The organism is Vibrio sp. 070316B, from assembly GCF_013114115.1.
GTDB classification, from domain to species: Bacteria; Pseudomonadota; Gammaproteobacteria; order Enterobacterales; family Vibrionaceae; genus Vibrio; species Vibrio chagasii_B.
In genome coordinates this window covers 1-17,961 of the sequence record NZ_VTYC01000035.1, presented here as the reverse complement: position 1 = coordinate 17,961, position 17,961 = coordinate 1, and the positions used below count along the sequence as shown (strand labels likewise).

The 17,961-nt window shown below is 41.4% G+C and carries 16 protein-coding genes; 6 read left to right on the top strand and 10 right to left on the bottom strand.

The annotated features are described in order from the left end of the window. The first annotated feature begins 136 nt into the window (after window positions 1-136). Complete coding sequence (locus F0251_RS20425) at window positions 137-2,671, top strand: EAL domain-containing protein (protein ID WP_171731694.1); 2,535 nt, start codon at window positions 137-139, stop codon at window positions 2,669-2,671. A 58-nt stretch (window positions 2,672-2,729) separates the two neighbouring features. On the opposite strand, the gene F0251_RS20420 is transcribed toward F0251_RS20425, so the two are convergent. The 4 genes from F0251_RS20420 to F0251_RS20405 form a co-directional block, all read right to left on the bottom strand. Continuing rightward, complete coding sequence (locus F0251_RS20420; protein ID WP_116870915.1) at window positions 2,730-4,472, bottom strand: EAL domain-containing protein; 1,743 nt, start codon at window positions 4,470-4,472, stop codon at window positions 2,730-2,732. An 884-nt stretch (window positions 4,473-5,356) separates the two neighbouring features. Further along, window positions 5,357-5,887 (bottom strand): autotransporter domain-containing protein, encoded by a 531-nt coding sequence (locus tag F0251_RS20415; RefSeq protein WP_061031286.1) that lies wholly within the window; start codon window positions 5,885-5,887, stop codon window positions 5,357-5,359. 283 nt (window positions 5,888-6,170) lie between these two features. Then, on the bottom strand, window positions 6,171-8,114 hold the full coding sequence (locus tag F0251_RS20410) for a bifunctional diguanylate cyclase/phosphodiesterase (RefSeq protein WP_171731693.1): 1,944 nt from the start codon (window positions 8,112-8,114) through the stop codon (window positions 6,171-6,173). Between the two features lie 111 nt (window positions 8,115-8,225). After that, complete coding sequence (locus tag F0251_RS20405; protein WP_061031284.1) at window positions 8,226-8,783, bottom strand: hypothetical protein; 558 nt, start codon at window positions 8,781-8,783, stop codon at window positions 8,226-8,228. Between the two features lie 534 nt (window positions 8,784-9,317). Between F0251_RS20405 and F0251_RS20400 the strand changes: the two genes are divergently transcribed. Next, entirely contained in the window at window positions 9,318-10,007 is a 690-nt protein-coding gene (locus F0251_RS20400; protein ID WP_061031283.1) for a response regulator transcription factor, read from the top strand. After that, window positions 10,000-11,349, top strand: coding sequence for a HAMP domain-containing sensor histidine kinase (locus F0251_RS20395; RefSeq protein ID WP_061031282.1), 1,350 nt, complete (start codon window positions 10,000-10,002; stop codon window positions 11,347-11,349). The genes F0251_RS20400 and F0251_RS20395 overlap by 8 nt, the downstream gene beginning before the upstream one ends. A 104-nt stretch (window positions 11,350-11,453) precedes the next feature. Here the strand turns inward: F0251_RS20395 and F0251_RS20390 are convergent, their stop codons facing one another. Beyond that, window positions 11,454-11,990, bottom strand: coding sequence for a GNAT family N-acetyltransferase (locus F0251_RS20390; protein ID WP_061031281.1), 537 nt, complete (start codon window positions 11,988-11,990; stop codon window positions 11,454-11,456). 223 nt (window positions 11,991-12,213) lie between these two features. Between F0251_RS20390 and F0251_RS20385 the strand changes: the two genes are divergently transcribed. Both F0251_RS20385 and F0251_RS20380 read left to right on the top strand, forming a co-directional pair. Continuing rightward, entirely contained in the window at window positions 12,214-13,488 is a 1,275-nt protein-coding gene (locus F0251_RS20385; RefSeq protein ID WP_061031280.1) for an HD-GYP domain-containing protein, read from the top strand. A gap of 113 nt (window positions 13,489-13,601) precedes the next feature. Then, complete coding sequence (locus F0251_RS20380; protein WP_239931458.1) at window positions 13,602-13,904, top strand: hypothetical protein; 303 nt, start codon at window positions 13,602-13,604, stop codon at window positions 13,902-13,904. A gap of 125 nt (window positions 13,905-14,029) precedes the next feature. On the opposite strand, the gene F0251_RS20375 is transcribed toward F0251_RS20380, so the two are convergent. The 4 genes from F0251_RS20375 to F0251_RS20360 form a co-directional block, all read right to left on the bottom strand. Next, complete coding sequence (locus tag F0251_RS20375) at window positions 14,030-14,479, bottom strand: PTS sugar transporter subunit IIA (RefSeq protein WP_061031278.1); 450 nt, start codon at window positions 14,477-14,479, stop codon at window positions 14,030-14,032. Further along, window positions 14,476-15,732 carry a PTS ascorbate transporter subunit IIC gene (locus tag F0251_RS20370; RefSeq protein ID WP_009845708.1) on the bottom strand — a complete coding sequence of 419 codons (1,257 nt, stop codon included), beginning with the start codon at window positions 15,730-15,732 and terminating at the stop codon, window positions 14,476-14,478. Before F0251_RS20370 ends, F0251_RS20375 begins: the two co-directional genes overlap by 4 nt. A 10-nt stretch (window positions 15,733-15,742) precedes the next feature. Continuing rightward, a complete protein-coding gene (locus tag F0251_RS20365; RefSeq protein WP_004740070.1) occupies window positions 15,743-16,012 on the bottom strand; it encodes a PTS sugar transporter subunit IIB in 270 nt (89 codons plus the stop codon). A gap of 285 nt (window positions 16,013-16,297) precedes the next feature. Continuing rightward, on the bottom strand, window positions 16,298-16,774 hold the full coding sequence (locus F0251_RS20360; protein WP_008217326.1) for a hypothetical protein: 477 nt from the start codon (window positions 16,772-16,774) through the stop codon (window positions 16,298-16,300). Window positions 16,775-17,196: 422 nt separating this feature from the next. On the opposite strand from F0251_RS20360, the gene F0251_RS20355 reads away from it, so the two are divergent. Further along, window positions 17,197-17,817, top strand: a complete 621-nt coding sequence (locus tag F0251_RS20355; protein WP_061031276.1) for a hypothetical protein — start codon at window positions 17,197-17,199, stop codon at window positions 17,815-17,817. Window positions 17,818-17,888: 71 nt separating this feature from the next. On the opposite strand, the gene F0251_RS24705 is transcribed toward F0251_RS20355, so the two are convergent. Continuing rightward, on the bottom strand, window positions 17,889-17,961 hold a 73-nt coding region (locus F0251_RS24705; protein ID WP_353057852.1), incomplete at its 5' end, for an IS3 family transposase.

Sequence of the window (17,961 nt, the reverse complement as noted above, 5' to 3'; positions counted from 1 at the left end):
ATACATGTGTATAACACTAACCTTTTTATTCGTATTGGCAAGACTTTTATAAAAATTAATAGAATATTTTTATGGTTGGATGTTCAGTAAAAACAACGTTACTATATGGCACTCCGTACTGTGGTGTTGAGTTCGTATGTTGCACATTAATGACAAAAAATTGGTCTGGTTTACCAAGTATTTGCCAATAACCATCATCATCTTTTCTGCGATCATCTTGAATATGGCGATGTTCAAGAGTGTGAATCAAAAGGTTAAGGCGTTGGTTGAGTTAATTCGAACCGACTATATTGCCGCCCAAAAAGGCTCTATTGAGGCGCAGGTGCTTCAGGTTTCTCAGCAAATTACACACACTCAACGCCTTGTTGAAGATGAAGTAAAAAAGCGCATTACTCGACGGTTAGATAGGGCATACACTGCGGCTCAAAATATCTACTCTTCGAACCAACACCTGCCAGAAGACAAACTTAAGCAACTGATTTTAAATGAGATCAGAAAGCTGAGTTATGCTGAAAAACAAGAATATATCTACGCCTATGACATGCAGGGTACGTCACTCGTTCATCCTCTTAACCCAGAAATTGAAAACACCAATCAACTTAAGACAACAGACACTCAAGGTGTGGCTGTCATCAAAGAGCAAATTGAACTTCTTAAACGGAGTAATGGCGCGTTTTCTCGGTATTTCGTTCCGCGCCCAGAACTAGAGGGGCGAGATATAAAGAAGCCGTATATCGAAAGTACGCACTATGAGAAATTAACCTATATTCGCCGATTTGAGCCCTTTGACTGGTACTTTGGTACTGGCGTGTCTCTCGATGATGTTAAGCGAGCCAGTTATCAAAGGATTCTAGAAATACTGTCGAGAGTAATCGTGGGTGACAATGGCTATCTGTTTGTTTTTGAAAAAAATGGTGACAGCTTACTCCACGCAAATCGAATTCATATAGGGCAAGGGGTTAACGTCTACGATGACCTTGGAAGTCGCTTTAAGCAAGATGTTCTAGCGAAATCTAAAGAGGGAGGATTCGTTGATTATGTTACCGCTGATAAAAATGGCGTTATTGGCCCTAAAAGTAGCTATGTCAAAAAGGTCGGTGATTGGAACTGGATCGTCGGTACAGGCGTGTACTTGAATAATGTCAACGCCTCGATAGAGAAACGAAAAAATGAGTTGTTAGCTGAATCGCGTAACGAATTTGGTCTTGTTCTTATATTGAGTGTGTTGGTGACGATGAGCTGTATTTTCATCAGCGCCCTTATTAGTCGAAGAATATCCACTCGCTTCTCTCAAATGGAGCAGAGAATTGCAGACGATTTTAGCCGAATCCAAAACAGTCGCCGTCGACTGCAACATATGGCAAAACACGACTCGTTGACGGCACTCCCCAATCGTTCTGAACTAGAGCTTCAAGTTAGCCGTGCCATTGCTCACTCAAAACTTGAGGGTAAGTTGGTGGCGTTAGTCTTTGTTGATTTAGATAACTTTAAGCGTATCAATGATCAATTTGGTCATGCGAGTGGAGACGAACTGCTCAAGCAGATAGGTAAGCGCTTTGAAGAGATTTTAGGAGAGAACGATGTTGTTTCTCGTTTTGGAGGGGATGAGTTCGTTTTCTGTTTACCAAGCATTCAAGATCTTATTGAAGCTGAGCGGAAGGTTCAACAAATACAAGATGTCTTCAAGCCATCCTTTAATCTCAAGGGGACAAGCGTTTCTACACGGTGTTCGGCAGGCGTGTCTATGTACCCTTATGATGGTACGGAAGTCGAAGAGTTACTGACCAAAGCGGACATTGTTCTCTACAAGGCAAAGGAGTCGAACAAAGGTGATGCGGTGTTTTACGATGATGTGATCAATCGAAAGGTGAAGTATGACTATGCGGTTGAAAAGCAGTTAGAAACCGCCTTAGAACGCGGCGAGTTCAGCGTGTTCTATCAACCTCAAGTAGACTCTCACTCCAAACAGCTCAAAGGGGTTGAAGCGCTGTGTCGTTGGAACAATAGCTTACTTGGTTTTGTGTCTCCGTTAGACTTTATTCCTGCGGCAGAGCGAGTCGGAAAAATTCACGAGATTGGTGAATTTGTGTTGAGGAAAGCATGTGAAGACACCCTTAACTTGATGCCAAACAGACCTGGGGCTGTGTGTGTATCGGTGAATGTGTCCCCCAAGCAGGTATTCGAACTTGGTTTTGACGAGAAGGTGATTTGTCTAGTGGAACAAGTCGGCATTGCTCCTCAGCGAGTGACTCTTGAACTGACGGAAAATATCCTAATTAAAGACCTGCATATCGTCGAGCCGATACTGAGAAGGCTCCGAGATTATGGGTTTGGTATCTCGCTTGACGACTTTGGTACCGGTTTTTCATCACTCAACTACCTTAATACGCTTCCAATCACAGAGATAAAGATCGACCGATCTTTCATCGGCAAACTGAATTCCAGTCAACACAGTGAGACTTTGGTAAAAGCCATTATTGATATTGGCGCCTCTTGCCAGATGAAAGTTGTGGCAGAAGGCGTAGAGACCCCAGAGCAGATGGCGAAGCTACAGCAATACCATTGTGACTTACTACAAGGTTATTACTTTGATAAGCCACTGACTGCTAAAGGATTACTAGACGCCTATTTTCCTGTGAACTCTGAAAGCCTCAAGTGCAACAACGCTTAATTCAATCGATGACTTTGAGTCCACAGGTACCTTGATACGGTTAAGCGTTTACAAGAGGTTAGCTCGTTGTACTTTGAGGGCGGCTATAAAGGTAACCTTGATGCAAGTTGTAGCCCAATTGACACAATATGTACTGTTGTCTGCGCGTTTCAACACCCTCATAAATCATCGTGATGTTTGATAAGCGGCCAATTTCAGAGATGTTCAGTAGTACACCTTGTTGATGTTCCCCTGATTCAATGTCTTTAACGAAACAGCGATCTAGTTTCAGGTAGGTGGGGGAGATCACGCTAATGATTTCGATGTTGTTGTTACCTGTGCCAAAATCATCCAAGGCGATGGTGATCCCGAGCTTCTTGATCGCTTTGATATTATCGATGACTTCACAGCCATAACCAATGTTTGAGTACTCCGTTATCTCGACGACAAACTCATTCGCTTCCATTGCGTCCAAATGCTCTTTGAGTTTGGAAAAATTATTCCCTACTAACGCACTCGGGCATACGTTGACACCATAGATCTCGTGGCTGTTGTGCAACTTGGCGTTTCTTACCGTTTCAATAAGCAAAATGGTATGAAAAGTCAGTAGGTTGGTGCGTCTCATCGTATTAATAAAGCTAAGAACACCGACATTACGTACCCGAGACAACAACTCGTAGTATAAAACGGTGTTGTCTTCTGTATTGATGATTGGTTCTTCTTCAAACGAGATGTGCTTCCAGCGAAAGAGATAGATAAAGAACCCTAGAATATAAGAGCGATAGAGTAGGATTGCGAGCAATAGTGACAGCACGCCCCATAGTGCAATGATATCGTCACTATAGAAGGTGATGGTAGCACCGCTTGGTAGTGGTGAGGTGTAAATTGACTGGCTGTTATTGCCAAGGTTGAGAATGTAGTAGCCATTCTTTTGAATAGAGACGGAATCAACCAGCAGAGGCAGTAATGAGTTTCTGTAACGCGCTTCAATAGAACCTTTGGAAATACGAACCGTTAGCTTGGTATTATTTTCAGGGTTACTGAAACGAGAATAAACAAAATCAGCACTATCGTAAAAATCATCAATCTGATCGAGCTCAACATACTGAGAACGACTCTTAGAGATGTAGCATGAACCATAAGGTGTAGTCATAACCACCGAATCGAGGTTAAGCGAGTGCCTTAACGAGTGTACCGCGCCCGCGCTATCACAGCCGTAATCCATTACCTCTTCTGCTATGTGCTTGGTGTTCTCGCTGTATTCATTAGCAATTTTCGTTGTATAAAGGATTTGGAAAAAGTAGACAACGAATAGAGAGAGTGAAGTCACAGTGAGTACGGTTATCAGAGACCTGATCAACTCCTTGTAATAAGTGTTGAGCATCAACTTTAGCATCATTATCTGGCTAGGTTTGAACTGGTTGATGTTGTGCTTGGGGGCGATGCGGTTTTCTGAGCTTTTGTCGAGATCAATGAAGTACCCGACTTTATAGAGATTGGAAATGAGTTCGCTATTATTATCAACCTTTGCCTTCTTACATAGGTTTCGGTACTTCTTTCTTATAGAAGCGATAATGTTTTTTAATGCATATAAACTAAACTCTTCATCAAAATGTAATTTAAATGACTCCTCAACATCTCGGGCAGATTGAGGATTTGAAATTGAAGCATTTTCAATTAAATACTTGAAGACAAAACTCTCTTTACTATTAAGAGTTTCCTCTGATATCTTATTACTGTCTCTCTTTATATATATTTTTTCTTCATTATAGATTAGTTGCAAGCTTTCATTATTGTTATTTATATTGAAAGAACAGTGCATAGCTCAACTCCTAAGCGATAGTTATTATATTTGTGTGATTGATATGTGTGGCTGGGATTGTCATTCAACCCAAGAGTCCGTTCTAAATAACATAACTAAAATGTCACCATTTCTCTCAAGATGTTGATACTAATCGCAGAATTCGGGCTGTAATGAAAGGTTGTAGAGATGTTCACCCAAAAGTTGAATTTATAAATGAAAGCCGTGGTTTTACAAGAGACAAGGGGGATTTATCCATTTGTTTTGGTATTTATCCATTTGTCAGCTTCTATATCGGCGGTTTCAGCTGCAATTTTAGGTAGTGCTAATATTGATGGGCGTGGTGTTTTTGATGTCTACTTATGAGGTAGATTTATCATAAATTTTCAGGATAAAGTTTAATAACTAGGTTTAGGATGATATTAATATCATTTAATTTCTGGTTTATATCTATTTATTTTTTAAATTAACTGTATTGATAGGGATATCATTAGTGGTTTTTTATAGGCTTAAAATCATGGCTACTAATTTTTATTGATTAAAAATAAATCTGAATTTGATTTTTCAGGACGTGGCTAATTTTAGGTCTAGATGCAAGTATAAATTGTGATATTGATTCCATGATTGTTCTGATTTTGGTTAGTGTTTGCACTCTATTTTGTTAGGAGATATTTTGAATCGATATGAGTCAGGTTCGTATAATATCTAGCACTCAAATTAAACCTTGTTATATTAAAGGTTTAAATCAAATTTCACCCTTATTGATTGCTTTACAAACAGAAAGCCCCTAATTAGGCAGGCTAATAGGAGCTTTTGTCGACTTTCTTTTGCGGACTTCCTTGTTAGGCTTCCTTTTAAGCCATTTTTTGACAGCTTTTCTTTTTACATAAGTGGAAAGCTAAAGGTTAGAAGTTGAAGCTTGCTGTAACACGTACGACATCTTCTTCGAATGGTTTGGTGCTACCTGAACCGTCGGGTACCATTGCTGAATCATTGATCTTTCCGTAATCCACCGTAAGACCTATCATACGCCAGTTCACTGTGGCGCCCACTGAACCATAAACATTATCGATATTGATGTCGTTGAAAGAAGCGTTTCCCGATTCCACATCCGCATTTAAGTAGTTGATACCAACCTTAGGGATGATATCAAACTCGGCAATTTCAAATCGGTAGCCAATGTTGGAATATAAGCCCCATGCATCTTGTGAGTTTGGCTCGTCCAAATCTACCGCTTCCGTGCCTAATGAAAAGCCACCACCGACAACAATATTATTCGATAGGGCTTTACTATAGCCAAAGGTTGCTAGCTCTTGATTCCCAATAAATGTCACACCGGCCTCAATAGAGTTGTCGCGGTCACTTGCGAGTGCAGACAATGGTAAGCAAGCTGTAACGACAGCGATGGCTGGTAAGACTAAGTGGTTCTTTTTCATGATTCTCTTTCTCATTTTGTATGGACGAAATCAGTCTACAAAATATCGAAGCTCAAATATGAGTCGACAAAAGGTCACATTTGAGCTGAACAAGAATTGACATAAAGAGCGGATAGATAGCTGAAATATTGAGACGAAGGCAAGATTTTATGAGTTAGAAACATACTGTCGTCGGGTGCTAAAAGATCGATATGTTCAAGCAGGTTGTTAGGCCAAATACACGATGCTTGAGTCTATACTCACCACTATTGTTTACTCGCTATTTCAAGTGAATAACACCGACTTATCGAAGGAATAAGAACTGGCTTTCGACTTCATTTGAAGGGATAGGCTTACTAAACAAGAATCCCTGCAGATATTGGTAACCACAGTCGACCAAGAAGTCCTTCTGCGTTTCTGTCTCAACACCTTCCGCGACCACTTTTAGCCCTAACTTGTCACAGATAGCTTGGGTTGCTTGAACAATGGCTTTGCTGCCTTTGTGTGACCCGTGCACAAAACTTTTATCAAGCTTAACGGTACTAATAGGTAGGTCATGCAACATAGATAGAGAAGAGTAACCAGTACCAAAGTCATCCAGGTGCAGTTCCACACCCAACTTGGCAATGTCGCACAATGCTTGTCTAACTTCGCCATGTTTGAAAATCATGGATGACTCAGTGATCTCAAGGGCGATGCTCTGAGGTCGGATATTGTAGAAGTTGAGCATTGCAGATAGTTGGTCTGCAAAGGTTGCATGCATTTGAATACTCGAGATGTTGATACTCATCGTTAGTTGGTTATCAAATTCTCGGTGCCAAATGGATAGCTGCTTAAGCGCGGAGTTGAGCACCCACTTTCCAAGTGGAACAATCTGACCTGTTTCTTCTGCTAGAGCGATAAACTCGTCAGGTCTAATGTCCCCTAAATCTTTATCTGACCACCGAAGCAGTGCCTCGAAGCCTTTCACTTTATCGCCACTGGTATCCATGATCGGTTGGTAATGGAGTGCGAGATCTTCATTCTCTAGGGCACGAGCTAAGCGATGGCGAATTTCTACTTTCCGATGAAGCGCACGAGCTAAGCTCGGGGTGAAAGTTTGGAAGCGGTTACGTCCGTTAGCTTTTGCCATGTGCATTGCCATCCCCGCTTGTTTTAGTAAGGACTCTTGGTCTATGGCGTTATCTGGAAAGTTTGCAGTACCTATGCTGCAACCCACAGACAGAGTACCGATTCCACTGATATGAAAACTTCGGTTTAGTGCATAAATAATGCGCGTGCAAAGCAGAGGAATGTTTTGATTTCGGCAGGCGTGAGCGATCACGATGAACTCATCGCCACCAAAGCGACCAATCATGCAGGTTTCATCAACTAGTTGTTTTAGGCGCTCACCGACTTGTTTTAGCAACTGATCTCCTACGCTATGCCCATAGGTGTCATTGACCAGCTTAAAGCCATCAAGGTCAACAAACATCAACTCAAAAGGGGAGCGGTAGGCAATGCTGGTTTGCAGTAAGTTGTTGATCCCTCTACGGTTATGAAGTTCTGTTAAGTAATCGTGCTCCGCGTTGTACCTGGCTTTTATCAGCTTTTCTTTTTGTTTGGTGGTACAGGTTAGGTCTAACAGTAGCTCGCTCTTATCGAACAGCCACTTGCCTTGAACGTCAAAGTGATGGGTTTTGTCACCTATTGTACAGCTCACTTCTTCTAGGATCTCTTGCCCCGTTCGTGCTGAAAATAGCCAATGAGCTGCGGTTTCTTCGCTGGAAAGAAAATCGGAGAGGGTGGCAAACGGTGAGCCATAGTTTTGATTAAACGCGGAGTTAGTGCTTACTATCTTACCTGAACGGTCACATAATAGAGAAAGGTTCGCTCCGTCTGAGTAAGCGAGATCGTGCTTAAGGCTGCCTTCTTCGGCAACAACTTGAACTAACATGCCCGTTCGAGCATCAGGTAAAGGAATGCCGGAAAACTGGCATAGTGCGCGTTTGGCTATGTATTTGGGGGTGAAGTTCCACCATGTTTTGATGTTTTCACCACGTAGAAATTGCCTTTGATACTCTTCGAGAGTCGCCTCTATTGCCTTTGACATCTCGACACTAAAGTCGCGTGACGTCAGTTCAAACAAAGATTCTGCCTCCCACAAAGGAAGAGCACTTTGGTTTGCCCATGTGATTCTTTTGTTATCGATGTCATATATCCAAATAGGGCACTTTAGGTACTCGAAAGATTGATAACTTGTCATCATGCTGGACTCTACGTGAGGAAGTTTTAGTTCGATGCCACCGAGCAGGCAGGCCTACTTCGGTGACTTATTAATACAAATCAAACCCTCTCCATATTAGTGAGAAAGGTGTGTTTATAGGTTTAACGAGCGGATGATCTTGGTCACTTTCCCTTCCGGAGTTGTCTCGATGATATAGCCTTTTTTATCATCGAAGATTTCACCATCAATAAAATGCCATCCATTTGGTTTCTTTATGATTTCCTTTGGGAAGTTCTCATCAAACATAGAATGATTTGGATAGACCGTTTCGATAGCTTCGAATAGAAGTTGCGCTTGGTCTTGATTCGCTAGGGTGAAATCTTCTTTTAAGCACATGGTTAATTCAGGCAGTGGCTGAGTCGTAAACGGTTCAGTGACGGTACCTAATACACCTTTTTGTGAGTAGAAACGGTATGAACCTGAACTGCTTTCACTACCATCTGGAGACTTGATATAAGGCGTTGCGCTATAAAATTCACAGTCAAAGACCATTTTTTGAATAATGCTGCTTTGCGGAGCGACCTGAATATCAATCCAAGAACTTACCTGAGATTGAATCTTTTTTATCGTTTCTTGCTTATCCGTATCAGCAAGTAAAGGTACTGAAAATAAAGCAGACGTAGCCAGTAACAGCGAAAGCGGTTTATTCATTTTAAGAGGGTCCCTCTAAGGAGTGATTAAATGACAAATTACAAAGCCATCTATTGATATTGTGAATGTTACTTGAAGTGGTAATGACTTTATAGGAAGGAATGGGGGAGCAAAAAAAGAAAGTGCTGATGAGTGAAACAGGTAATCGGTTTCCTTTAGTGGTCAGTCGAACTTTTTGGTTTTTAAATCTAAACGGGGTCTATTCCTTGGTTTTATAAACTGCAGTGTGACTGGTTAAAAGATGGTTGATTTGATTGTTTTTTGTAAACAATTTTAATGTAAGTGTGGGTAAGAAAATAAAGCAAGTGTAAGCGATTACGATGGGATACGACATTAAATGCAATCGGTGTCATTTTGCGGAGCCTATATAAATCGGAGCTTACAGACGACCTGTTGTCTAATTTTGTAAACGTAGATGTACAAATATGATTATTATGTTTTGCGTACGGTAAAGGCTTGACTCTAATAACAATATTGATGATATATGACCAGTATATATACTGCCCACGCTTTTAATAAATACTGGTGATAGATATGTCGAAAACCAAAGTACTCATTGTCGAAGATGACCAAGAGATCGCTCGTTTAACCACACTCTACCTAGAGGCGGAAGGGTATGAAGTGAGCGTCGTTCATGAGGGAAACTTGGCACTTGAAGCTATCCGAAGTATTGAACCTGATTTAGTGCTGTTGGACCTTATGCTACCAGGTATGAGTGGCGCACAAATCTGCCGAGAGGCTCGTGAGTTTTACAATGGAATGATCTTAGTGCTGACTGCCTCTGCTGATGAAATGAGTGAAGTAAGCTTATTTAAGTTCGGTGCTGATGATTATGTGGCTAAGCCGATACGAGGTCATGCATTGCTGGCCCGAATCGAAGCTCTGTTGAGACGTGCAACGCCGGTTATAACAACGGCGGAAACGGTGCCGGAAAACCAGTGTGAGATCGTCATCAATAACGCTGCCCAAAGTGCCACTTTATACGGACAAAACTTGAAGCTCACATCCGCAGAGTTTGAGATTTTGAACCTTCTTGTTAAGAATGTTTGCCAAGTCGTTACCCGAGACCAATGTTGCCAGCTATTCCGAGGAATAGATTACGCGTTTAACGATCGTTCGATTGATATGCGTGTATCTGGTTTACGCCGAAAGCTGCGCGTCCATGCAAAAGACAAACAGTTAATACGCACTGTACGTAATAAGGGGTATATGCTGGTTGCTTAAATTTATTAAAAAGAAGCTTCGCTCTGTTTCGATGTTTGCTCGGCTCTACCTTGGTATTGTTACAGGGATGTCGGCGACAATATTTTTGTTCCTACACCTTGGTGAAGGACATATGCGAAGAACAGAGATTGAGACCTTTCTCAATGATGGGTTGTACTTTGTTGAGCAGTATATCCAGCATCGCGACAAAGAAGATTCGCTCTACAAGGAACTCGATAGAACAGGTCACCAACAGTTTTTTATTTTCAATTTACGCCTGTTAGAGAATTGGTCGGGAGAACCTCCTTGTCAACGATGTGAGTTACACACCATCTTAAATGGTGTGCCTATTTACCTTAGCGAAAACAACTTGTACTCGGCTGTGTACCAACTGCCGAATTCCAAGTTTAGCTTTGCATTCTGTGAAGTAGGGGACTTCTTTTCTCCTGAAATTGAATGGTATGAGGATTCAGAGCGACACTTTTTAATTGGACTTCTGCTCGCGGTCATCATTGCGATTGGAGCTAGTGTTTACTTACCGGTTAGAGGCTTTCAAGAGAGAATTGAGTCGTTAGTTGAGAAGCAGAAACAGTTTGGTAAAGGTAAACTGAGTACGCGTTCTGAGGCTGAATATATTCATCCTGTTTCCGAGTTGGCTAGCAGTTTTAATTGCATGGCTGAAGAGATAGAAAGCAAGGTGAAAGAGAGCCATATATTTGCTCAAGCAATTCCCCATGAAGTTCGTACTCCGTTGAGCCGAATACAGTTAGCTACTGACATACTGAGACGAGGAGCGCCTGAGCAGCATCAAGCACTTTTTGATGATATTGATACCTACGTGGACGATATCAACGAGCTCACATCAGAGATCATTATGCTCTCGAAGTTAAATGTTATGGACAATTCCTTCTTCGAGTTGGTGAAAGTAAGAGCGAGTTTACTTGAATATTGTTTAGACCGGATTCGTTATTCTGAGTTGGACAATGTGACATTTGAATCAAAGGTGAATCAAGACTGTACGATTAAGTGTGATTGCTCAATGGCTCGCTTGGTGTTTGATAACATCCTTAAGAATGCTGGCAACTATACTAAAGACCATGTTTGGCTGACTTTAGATGAAAACTCAGAAAGCTGGCTAGTAGTCGTTGAGGACAATGGGCCTGGTATTCCTGAGGAGCGTCGTGATGAAGTCTTTGTTCCATTTTCTCGCTTAGACTCGAGCAGAAGCGCTTCAACCGGTGGTTTTGGATTGGGGCTTGCCATTGCAAACTCTGCGGCGAAGAAGTTAGGTTGGAGTATCAAGATCGATGGTAGCATTCATGGTGGGGCTAAGTTCACGATTGTGATTGCTAAGGCGGTTTAACCGTTATTTATCTTTATTGAGCCTACACTCGCTTAGGAAAAACAAAAGCCATGGTTTGAACTGACACCCAATAGTTTAAACCGTGGCTTCTTAACCAGAAACGGCTACTGTTTTGAACGGTGGAGACCATAGATTGCGTGATCAACGATACGACCGTTCAAGTTCTCGCTACGAGTAATGATACCTTCTAAATTAAATTGTAAGCGCTCACAAACCTTGCGGCTGCTTTGGTTCTCGACGGCGGCAGATATTTCAACTTTCTCCATATCTAACTCATTGAAAGCAATATCAATCAGCTTTTTAACCACACGCGTGACAATTCCCCTTCCTTGGTATGGTTCAGACAGCCAATAACCTATCGTTACCTTCTGCATATCATGATCAATGGTATTGAAACTACAGTTACCAACGATGTTGTCTTGGTACACGATGGCACAGGTCATACTTTTACCTTCTGCGTAATCGTGTAGTGAGCGCTGCACGAAGAGCCTAAAATCTTGTTCGGTTTTACAATGTGGCGGCCATACAAGCCACTGACTTAAATACTCATTTTGACTTTGTGAGATTTCCGCATAGTGAGAGGCGAAACGCTCTTCAACCAAAGCAATAGACAATTCGTCATCGATAACTGTTTTAAACATGCATTTCCTTTTTTGACTTTTCAGTTGAGTGGATTTTAGTCGGCAAAACATGATGTCGCATGTTTTTTAATATGCAACCATTTGTAGCACGATTTTTCCGTGATACGTTAGATCTATCACGAAACTCATTAAACCTTACATTAGTTGTGTATATAAACATTAACTATGCATTAGTATTGGCAGCCTAAATATATAAGAACAATAAAAATTCTAGGCTTAAGTAATGAATCAACATTGCCAAGACGTAACCGTAGACCTTAGAAAGGCTCTATTTGGTATAGCTAAGGCGCTTGATAACGTAGGTTTTGAAAGCAAAAATCATGGGCAACGAGTCGGTTATATCGCTTACCGCTGTGCCCTGAGTGTGGGTTGGGAAGAGGAACAAGCACAGCTTGCGTTCTCGTTGGGGCTCATTCACGACTGTGGTGTATCCCAAATTGATGAACAGCTCAGTTTGGTCTCAGGTTTTGTTCCTGATTCCACCCACCATCATTGTCAGAAAGGCTACCAAATCTTAAAAGAGTGTCCCGTACTTTCGATATTCTCTAAACCAGTGCTTTATCATCACACCCCTTGGGTGGAGCTTAAAGCGTTACCTATTAGTGAATTAGAGAAAGAGCTAGCCGCCATTGTCATGCTTGCCGATAGGGTTGATTATCTCTATGGCATTACGTCTTCCGATCGCTATGGCAACCTTACTCCTGATGGTAAAGCGAGCATTATCGAACGCTTGACTGAACAAGCAGATGAGATGTTCGAAACTAACCTTGTGCAACATATGTGTGAGCTTGTCGATTTGGACGACTTCTGGTTCTCGATGGAGATCCCTTACATCGAAAACATGAGGGACAATTTTGAGCCCGTGCCATTCTTCTCTCAACAGATGTCGTTGGATGAAACGGTCGCTTTTGCTGAGTTTATTGCCAATGTGGTGGATACCAAGAGCTCGTTTACCTTTAAGCATTCGTTGAAGGTAGGGCAGCTTTCAGAGTATCTCGCCAAGCAATTGGGTTACTCATATACAACGCAGCGTAAGCTCTATTTAGCTGGTTTGGTACACGATATCGGCAAGTTACAAACACCTGGTGATATTCTTCATAAACCGGGTTTTCTCACCGATGAAGAGTATTGCTGCATTAAGCGTCATGCGACAGATACACGGTTCGCACTTCAGGAGCTGTTTAGTTCACCTCAGATTTGTGAGTGGGCGTCGAATCATCATGAAAGGCTAGATGGTTCTGGTTATCCAATGGGTAAAACAGCAGAAGAATTGGATCAGCCCAGTCGAATTGTAGCCGTTGTAGACGTGTTCCAAGCATTGAGCCAATCTCGCCCGTATCGAAAGGGAATGACACTGGAAGAGACGATGGCGATTTTGACTGAGCACGTTGAGAATCATAAGCTCGACCGCGAAGTGTTTGAGTGTTTGAAGAAGCACGCTCAGTATTGCTTTGAGCTATCAACCGATAAGTGGGCTTACCCGGTTTACGAAACGTGATCATCTTAGAGCAGCTCTAATCCTCTCTCATTTTAGTTGCGCGTTTACAATAACTTACAGTGATGTAGCAAGGCTACTGATATGGTTGTAAAAACCATTCAAGGAATAAGCTGTTGAGAACGAAAATCATACTGCTAGCTTTGGTTGCCGCTTTATCAGGTTGTATGGATGAAGGTGGCTACGATGAAGCCGGTTTGGAACAACTAGTCGATCGACAAGCGAACATTGAAGATGTGACTGATCGATTAGGTCAACCTGATCAGGTCATCAACAGTGATGGAGCGGTTGCTTATATTTATGAGTATGAGCGTGATTTGCTCGCTTTTACGTTTTATAACGGGGAGTTGTTGTTCAAGGAGAGAGCCGCCAACGACGGTCTTTATGATTTTAAGATGATCAAACCAAGGGCTCAGTAAACCGTAAGGACAATAAATCGAGTTTGCTGATCAATTGGCATTGATTAAAGAGAGACAGAAAAGCGATAGCCGAGGCTATCGCTTTTTATTTGGGGGCTTGGTCGCTCAGGGGCAATATATCGAGGTTAGTATCGCTTTAAGATCTCGATGATCTCTTGCTCTGTTTCTGCAGCGATAATGGCATCAATGTCATTATCATTTTGGAACAGCTCTGATAGCGCCATGATGGTATGGATATGACTATCTGAATCCATTGCAGCCAGAGTGATGGAAAGGTAAACGTCGCCGTTATCTTCCGACTCTAAATCAACACCTTTTTTGAATACAGTCACCTGCAGTGATGCTTCGTTTACGCCGTCTTCAGGACGAGCATGAGGCATTGCAATCTTTGGAGCTAGAACATAGTACGCACCAATGTCCTTGTGCTTTTGTTTGATGGCTTCAACGTAGCTTGCTTCAATCTTGTTGCTCGCTAGTAGTGTTGAACATGTCACATCAATCGCAGCATCAACCGTTAGGTTTTCTTCAGAGTTGATGATAACGCCTTGGTTACCGACTAAATCGAATAAACTCATGAAACAATCCACCCTAGAATCAGACCAACCACACCGAAGTCGAAGTCAGCAAATGTTGTTGCTTCAAGGCCAAGTCCGCCAAGAACAGGAAGCAGTAGCATAGGCAAGAAAGAGATACATAGGCCTTGAGTGAATGAACCTAGAATCGCACCACGTAGACCGCCAGTCGCGTTACCGTAAACACCTGCCGCACCACCTACGAAGAAGTGTGGAACCACACCCGCTACAATGATTGTCCAACCAAGTGCACCTTGAACTGCCATTGCTAGTAGGCCAGCCGCGAAAGAACAAAGGAAACCGATTAGTACCGCGTTTGGTGCTACTGGGAATACCATAGGGCAGTCTAGAGCAGGTTTTGCTCCTGGTACTAGTTTGTCAGAGATACCTTTAAATGCAGGAACGATTTCAGCAATTAGCATCTTCACACCTTGCAATACGATGTAAACACCACCAGCAAAGATTAGAGATTGCATGAAGGTAAATACAACCCAGTTTTGACCGCTTGATACTGTTTCTACAAACTCGCCGCCCGCAATAATAGACGCAAGCATGAAGAAGATAGCCATTGTTGTTGCTACGGCTACTGGCGTATCACGCAGGAACATTAAGCTTTTAGGAACTTGGATGTCTTCTGTTGATTTTGATGTGTCACCGAATTTGCTACCAATGAAGCCAGACACGATGTAAGACAGTGTCGAGAAGTGACCAATAGCCAGTTGATCAGTACCCATCACTTTTTCAGTGTACTTTTGGCCTAGCGCTGGCATCACAACCATTAATGTACCCACAATGATAGAGCCGATTGCGACTAGAACTGTGCCTTCAATGTTTGCTGTAGACAGAATTACCGCTACTAGCATAGACATGAACATTGTGTGGTGACCCGTTAAGAAAATATATTTTAAAGGAGTAATACGAGCCAATAAAATATTCACAACGAATGCGAAGAACATAATTAGAGCCATTTCATAACCGAATGCTTCTTGTGCTAATGCCACAATTGCTTCGTTATTTGGAATAACACCACTTACGCCGAATGCTTCAGTAAATACTACTGAGAAATTATTTAGTGCGCCAACTAGAGCACCAGCACCAAAACCTAAAATTAGGAAACCCATTACGGTTTTAATTGTGCCTTTAAGAATGGTAGAAATATCTGCTTTCTGTGCAACTAAGCCAATGAAAGCAATTAAACCCACCATGATTGCTGGCTCTTTTAATAAGCCAAGCATAAACTCGAAAAAGTTTTGCATAATTTTGACCTTACATGAAAGTTTTTAGTTGTTCTTCGATTGATGCTTTGTCAAAAATATTTTGTAGACTGATGATGTTTTCTTTACCCGCTTCTTTTAGTTGATTCGCAACGTCAGTTGCAGCAACCCAGATATCCGCAGTGCTTGATGCTGCAGAAGATAGATCTTCGTGATCAACTTCAGCTTCAAAACCAATTTTCTTAGCCACATCTTTCACTGCCATTTCCATCATTAGAGAAGTACCAAGGCCGTTACCGCAAACTACAAGAATCTTTTTCATAATATTTGTCTCGATTGGATTTTAAGGTTTGAGAAACTTCGTTCTCTTATTGTGTGGGAGCATATTAATGGAAATATTGAGATTTCAATAAGACTTGCGTCACAAAGTCAAAATGAGATTGTGACGCAGATCTCGTTAAATTGCGCGAGAAATTCAGAGTGGGATCTTGATCAAATTAAGTTCTCACTTGAATATGCAACGTCTTTTATTTAGATAGGGAGGAGGATCTTTATTTGGATATTAGAATTTGAATCTTGAAAGGTTTAGCTAAGATTAAATGTTGAATTAATCGTATCTTCCGTAATCGGTAAGCATTTTCTTAAGCATGCTATTAACGTCTTTAGTCTTTTTACTTCTTTTAGTTAACTGGCTTAGAGAAGTTGGTTTTGATGCTTCAAGTTTATCTTCATCAATATCTTCAACTTTGTCTTTCATTTTTTGTACTGCTGGCAATAGCATTCTAATTTCTTCATTGTCAGCATTTGTTAACACAACAATATTTTCAGACTCAACTTGAGTAATGGTTAATATTCCGTGTTTAACCGATTCAACCTGTTCGCCAATCATAATTGACTCAGGAGCAACCGAACGATCAGTTAGTTGGCCTGTACGTAATTTAGCCGCACTGATAGCTCGAATATTTCCGGTGTTTTCAAACGCGACGATAACAGTATGAGTATTATAATATTCAACTACTGTCACATAACCGTGTCTATTTGTTTTGAATTTAGCTCCAATGTTCATATCGTGCGGAGCTTCCATTTTCTTCACGTGTTTCCTCTCTTAGTCTCAAGGCTGTTATATCTGATCAGCTCTATTCGTATTTTATAGATATTATTTGGTGAGATACCTACAAAGTATATACGTATCTAAACTTAAGATGAATCTTGAAGTCACGGTAAATGAGGTAGAGCACAGAAAACTGCTAATAATCACACAGAATTAACTAAGCGCTTACTTGGTGATCTACATGGGTTGAACATATTTCGTTCATTTCATAACTCTCATTTACAAGGGCTTGTTACTTAGCGTTTTATTGATTGACGACTCAATAAATTCAACCTGATGTGTGAGCTAATTTATAGAAATAAAGATTATATAAATTATTGATTTGATGAATGTTTGCGGGGCGAGGCAATGTTTGTTAGAACAGCCTATTCAAAACAATAAGATAGGTAAATCTAATGAAAAAACTCGTCAGTTTGCTGCTTGCTGCAGTATCTCTAGGGCTTTCCGGTTGTGCGACAGTATTAACTGCAGAGCAAAGTGCACCTCAACTCAATGAAGTTCCGCAAGAAAAAGCGCTGACTATAGCTGTGATCGACAAGCGACCATACGTTCTCGATCACGATAAAGAGCCAAAGTTCGAAGGTATTATTCGCAGCTCATTAGGTATTCCTTATACCTACAACACGGCGACACAGCAGCCAATGTCTCAATTTTTAACGGATAGATTAGTAGCAGGCTTGAAAAAGCAGCAAGTTGCCGTTGAGTCTGTTGAGACGACACCGGAAGAGGATATCACTAAGGTTGCCGAGCAGATGAAAGTGTTCGACAACAAATCAATGATGTTCGTCTTGAATGAATGGAAGTATGACTTTCACGCGTTCACGGACAATTCTTGGTACAACGTTAATGTGATTATTTATGATGAAGCTGGTAAGAAGCTACTCAGCAAAAACTTCCAAGGGGAGAATGATGTGCCTGATGGCGGTGCAATCATCAATGAGATGCAACTGATCTACAAACAGCGCTTTGAAGAGATATTTCGAGATCCTGAAGTGAAAAGTGCACTACTAAACTAGTCATTCCTACTTTCTAACATATTTTGAAAAAGCCACTTAATGAAGTGACCCCGTAAAGTTGGACATTTCTGTTAAGCGGCTTTCAAGGCCTGAGTTCGATATTCTATCGGAGTCAGGCCTTTTAGTTTCACTTTTATACGTTTG

Bases quoted from the DNA above. Each gene is read 5' to 3' on its own strand.
- F0251_RS20425 (WP_171731694.1), top strand. From the start codon at position 137: ATGTTGCACATTAATGACAAAAAATTGGTCTGGTTTACCAAGTATTTG.
- F0251_RS20420 (WP_116870915.1), bottom strand. From the start codon at position 4,472: ATGCACTGTTCTTTCAATATAAATAACAATAATGAAAGCTTGCAACTA.
- F0251_RS20415 (WP_061031286.1), bottom strand. From the start codon at position 5,887: ATGAAAAAGAACCACTTAGTCTTACCAGCCATCGCTGTCGTTACAGCT.
- F0251_RS20410 (WP_171731693.1), bottom strand. From the start codon at position 8,114: ATGATGACAAGTTATCAATCTTTCGAGTACCTAAAGTGCCCTATTTGG.
- F0251_RS20405 (WP_061031284.1), bottom strand. From the start codon at position 8,783: ATGAATAAACCGCTTTCGCTGTTACTGGCTACGTCTGCTTTATTTTCA.
- F0251_RS20400 (WP_061031283.1), top strand. From the start codon at position 9,318: ATGTCGAAAACCAAAGTACTCATTGTCGAAGATGACCAAGAGATCGCT.
- F0251_RS20390 (WP_061031281.1), bottom strand. From the start codon at position 11,990: ATGTTTAAAACAGTTATCGATGACGAATTGTCTATTGCTTTGGTTGAA.
- F0251_RS20385 (WP_061031280.1), top strand. From the start codon at position 12,214: ATGAATCAACATTGCCAAGACGTAACCGTAGACCTTAGAAAGGCTCTA.
- F0251_RS20375 (WP_061031278.1), bottom strand. From the start codon at position 14,479: ATGAGTTTATTCGATTTAGTCGGTAACCAAGGCGTTATCATCAACTCT.
- F0251_RS20370 (WP_009845708.1), bottom strand. From the start codon at position 15,732: ATGCAAAACTTTTTCGAGTTTATGCTTGGCTTATTAAAAGAGCCAGCA.
- F0251_RS20365 (WP_004740070.1), bottom strand. From the start codon at position 16,012: ATGAAAAAGATTCTTGTAGTTTGCGGTAACGGCCTTGGTACTTCTCTA.
- F0251_RS20360 (WP_008217326.1), bottom strand. From the start codon at position 16,774: ATGGAAGCTCCGCACGATATGAACATTGGAGCTAAATTCAAAACAAAT.
- F0251_RS20355 (WP_061031276.1), top strand. From the start codon at position 17,197: ATGAAAAAACTCGTCAGTTTGCTGCTTGCTGCAGTATCTCTAGGGCTT.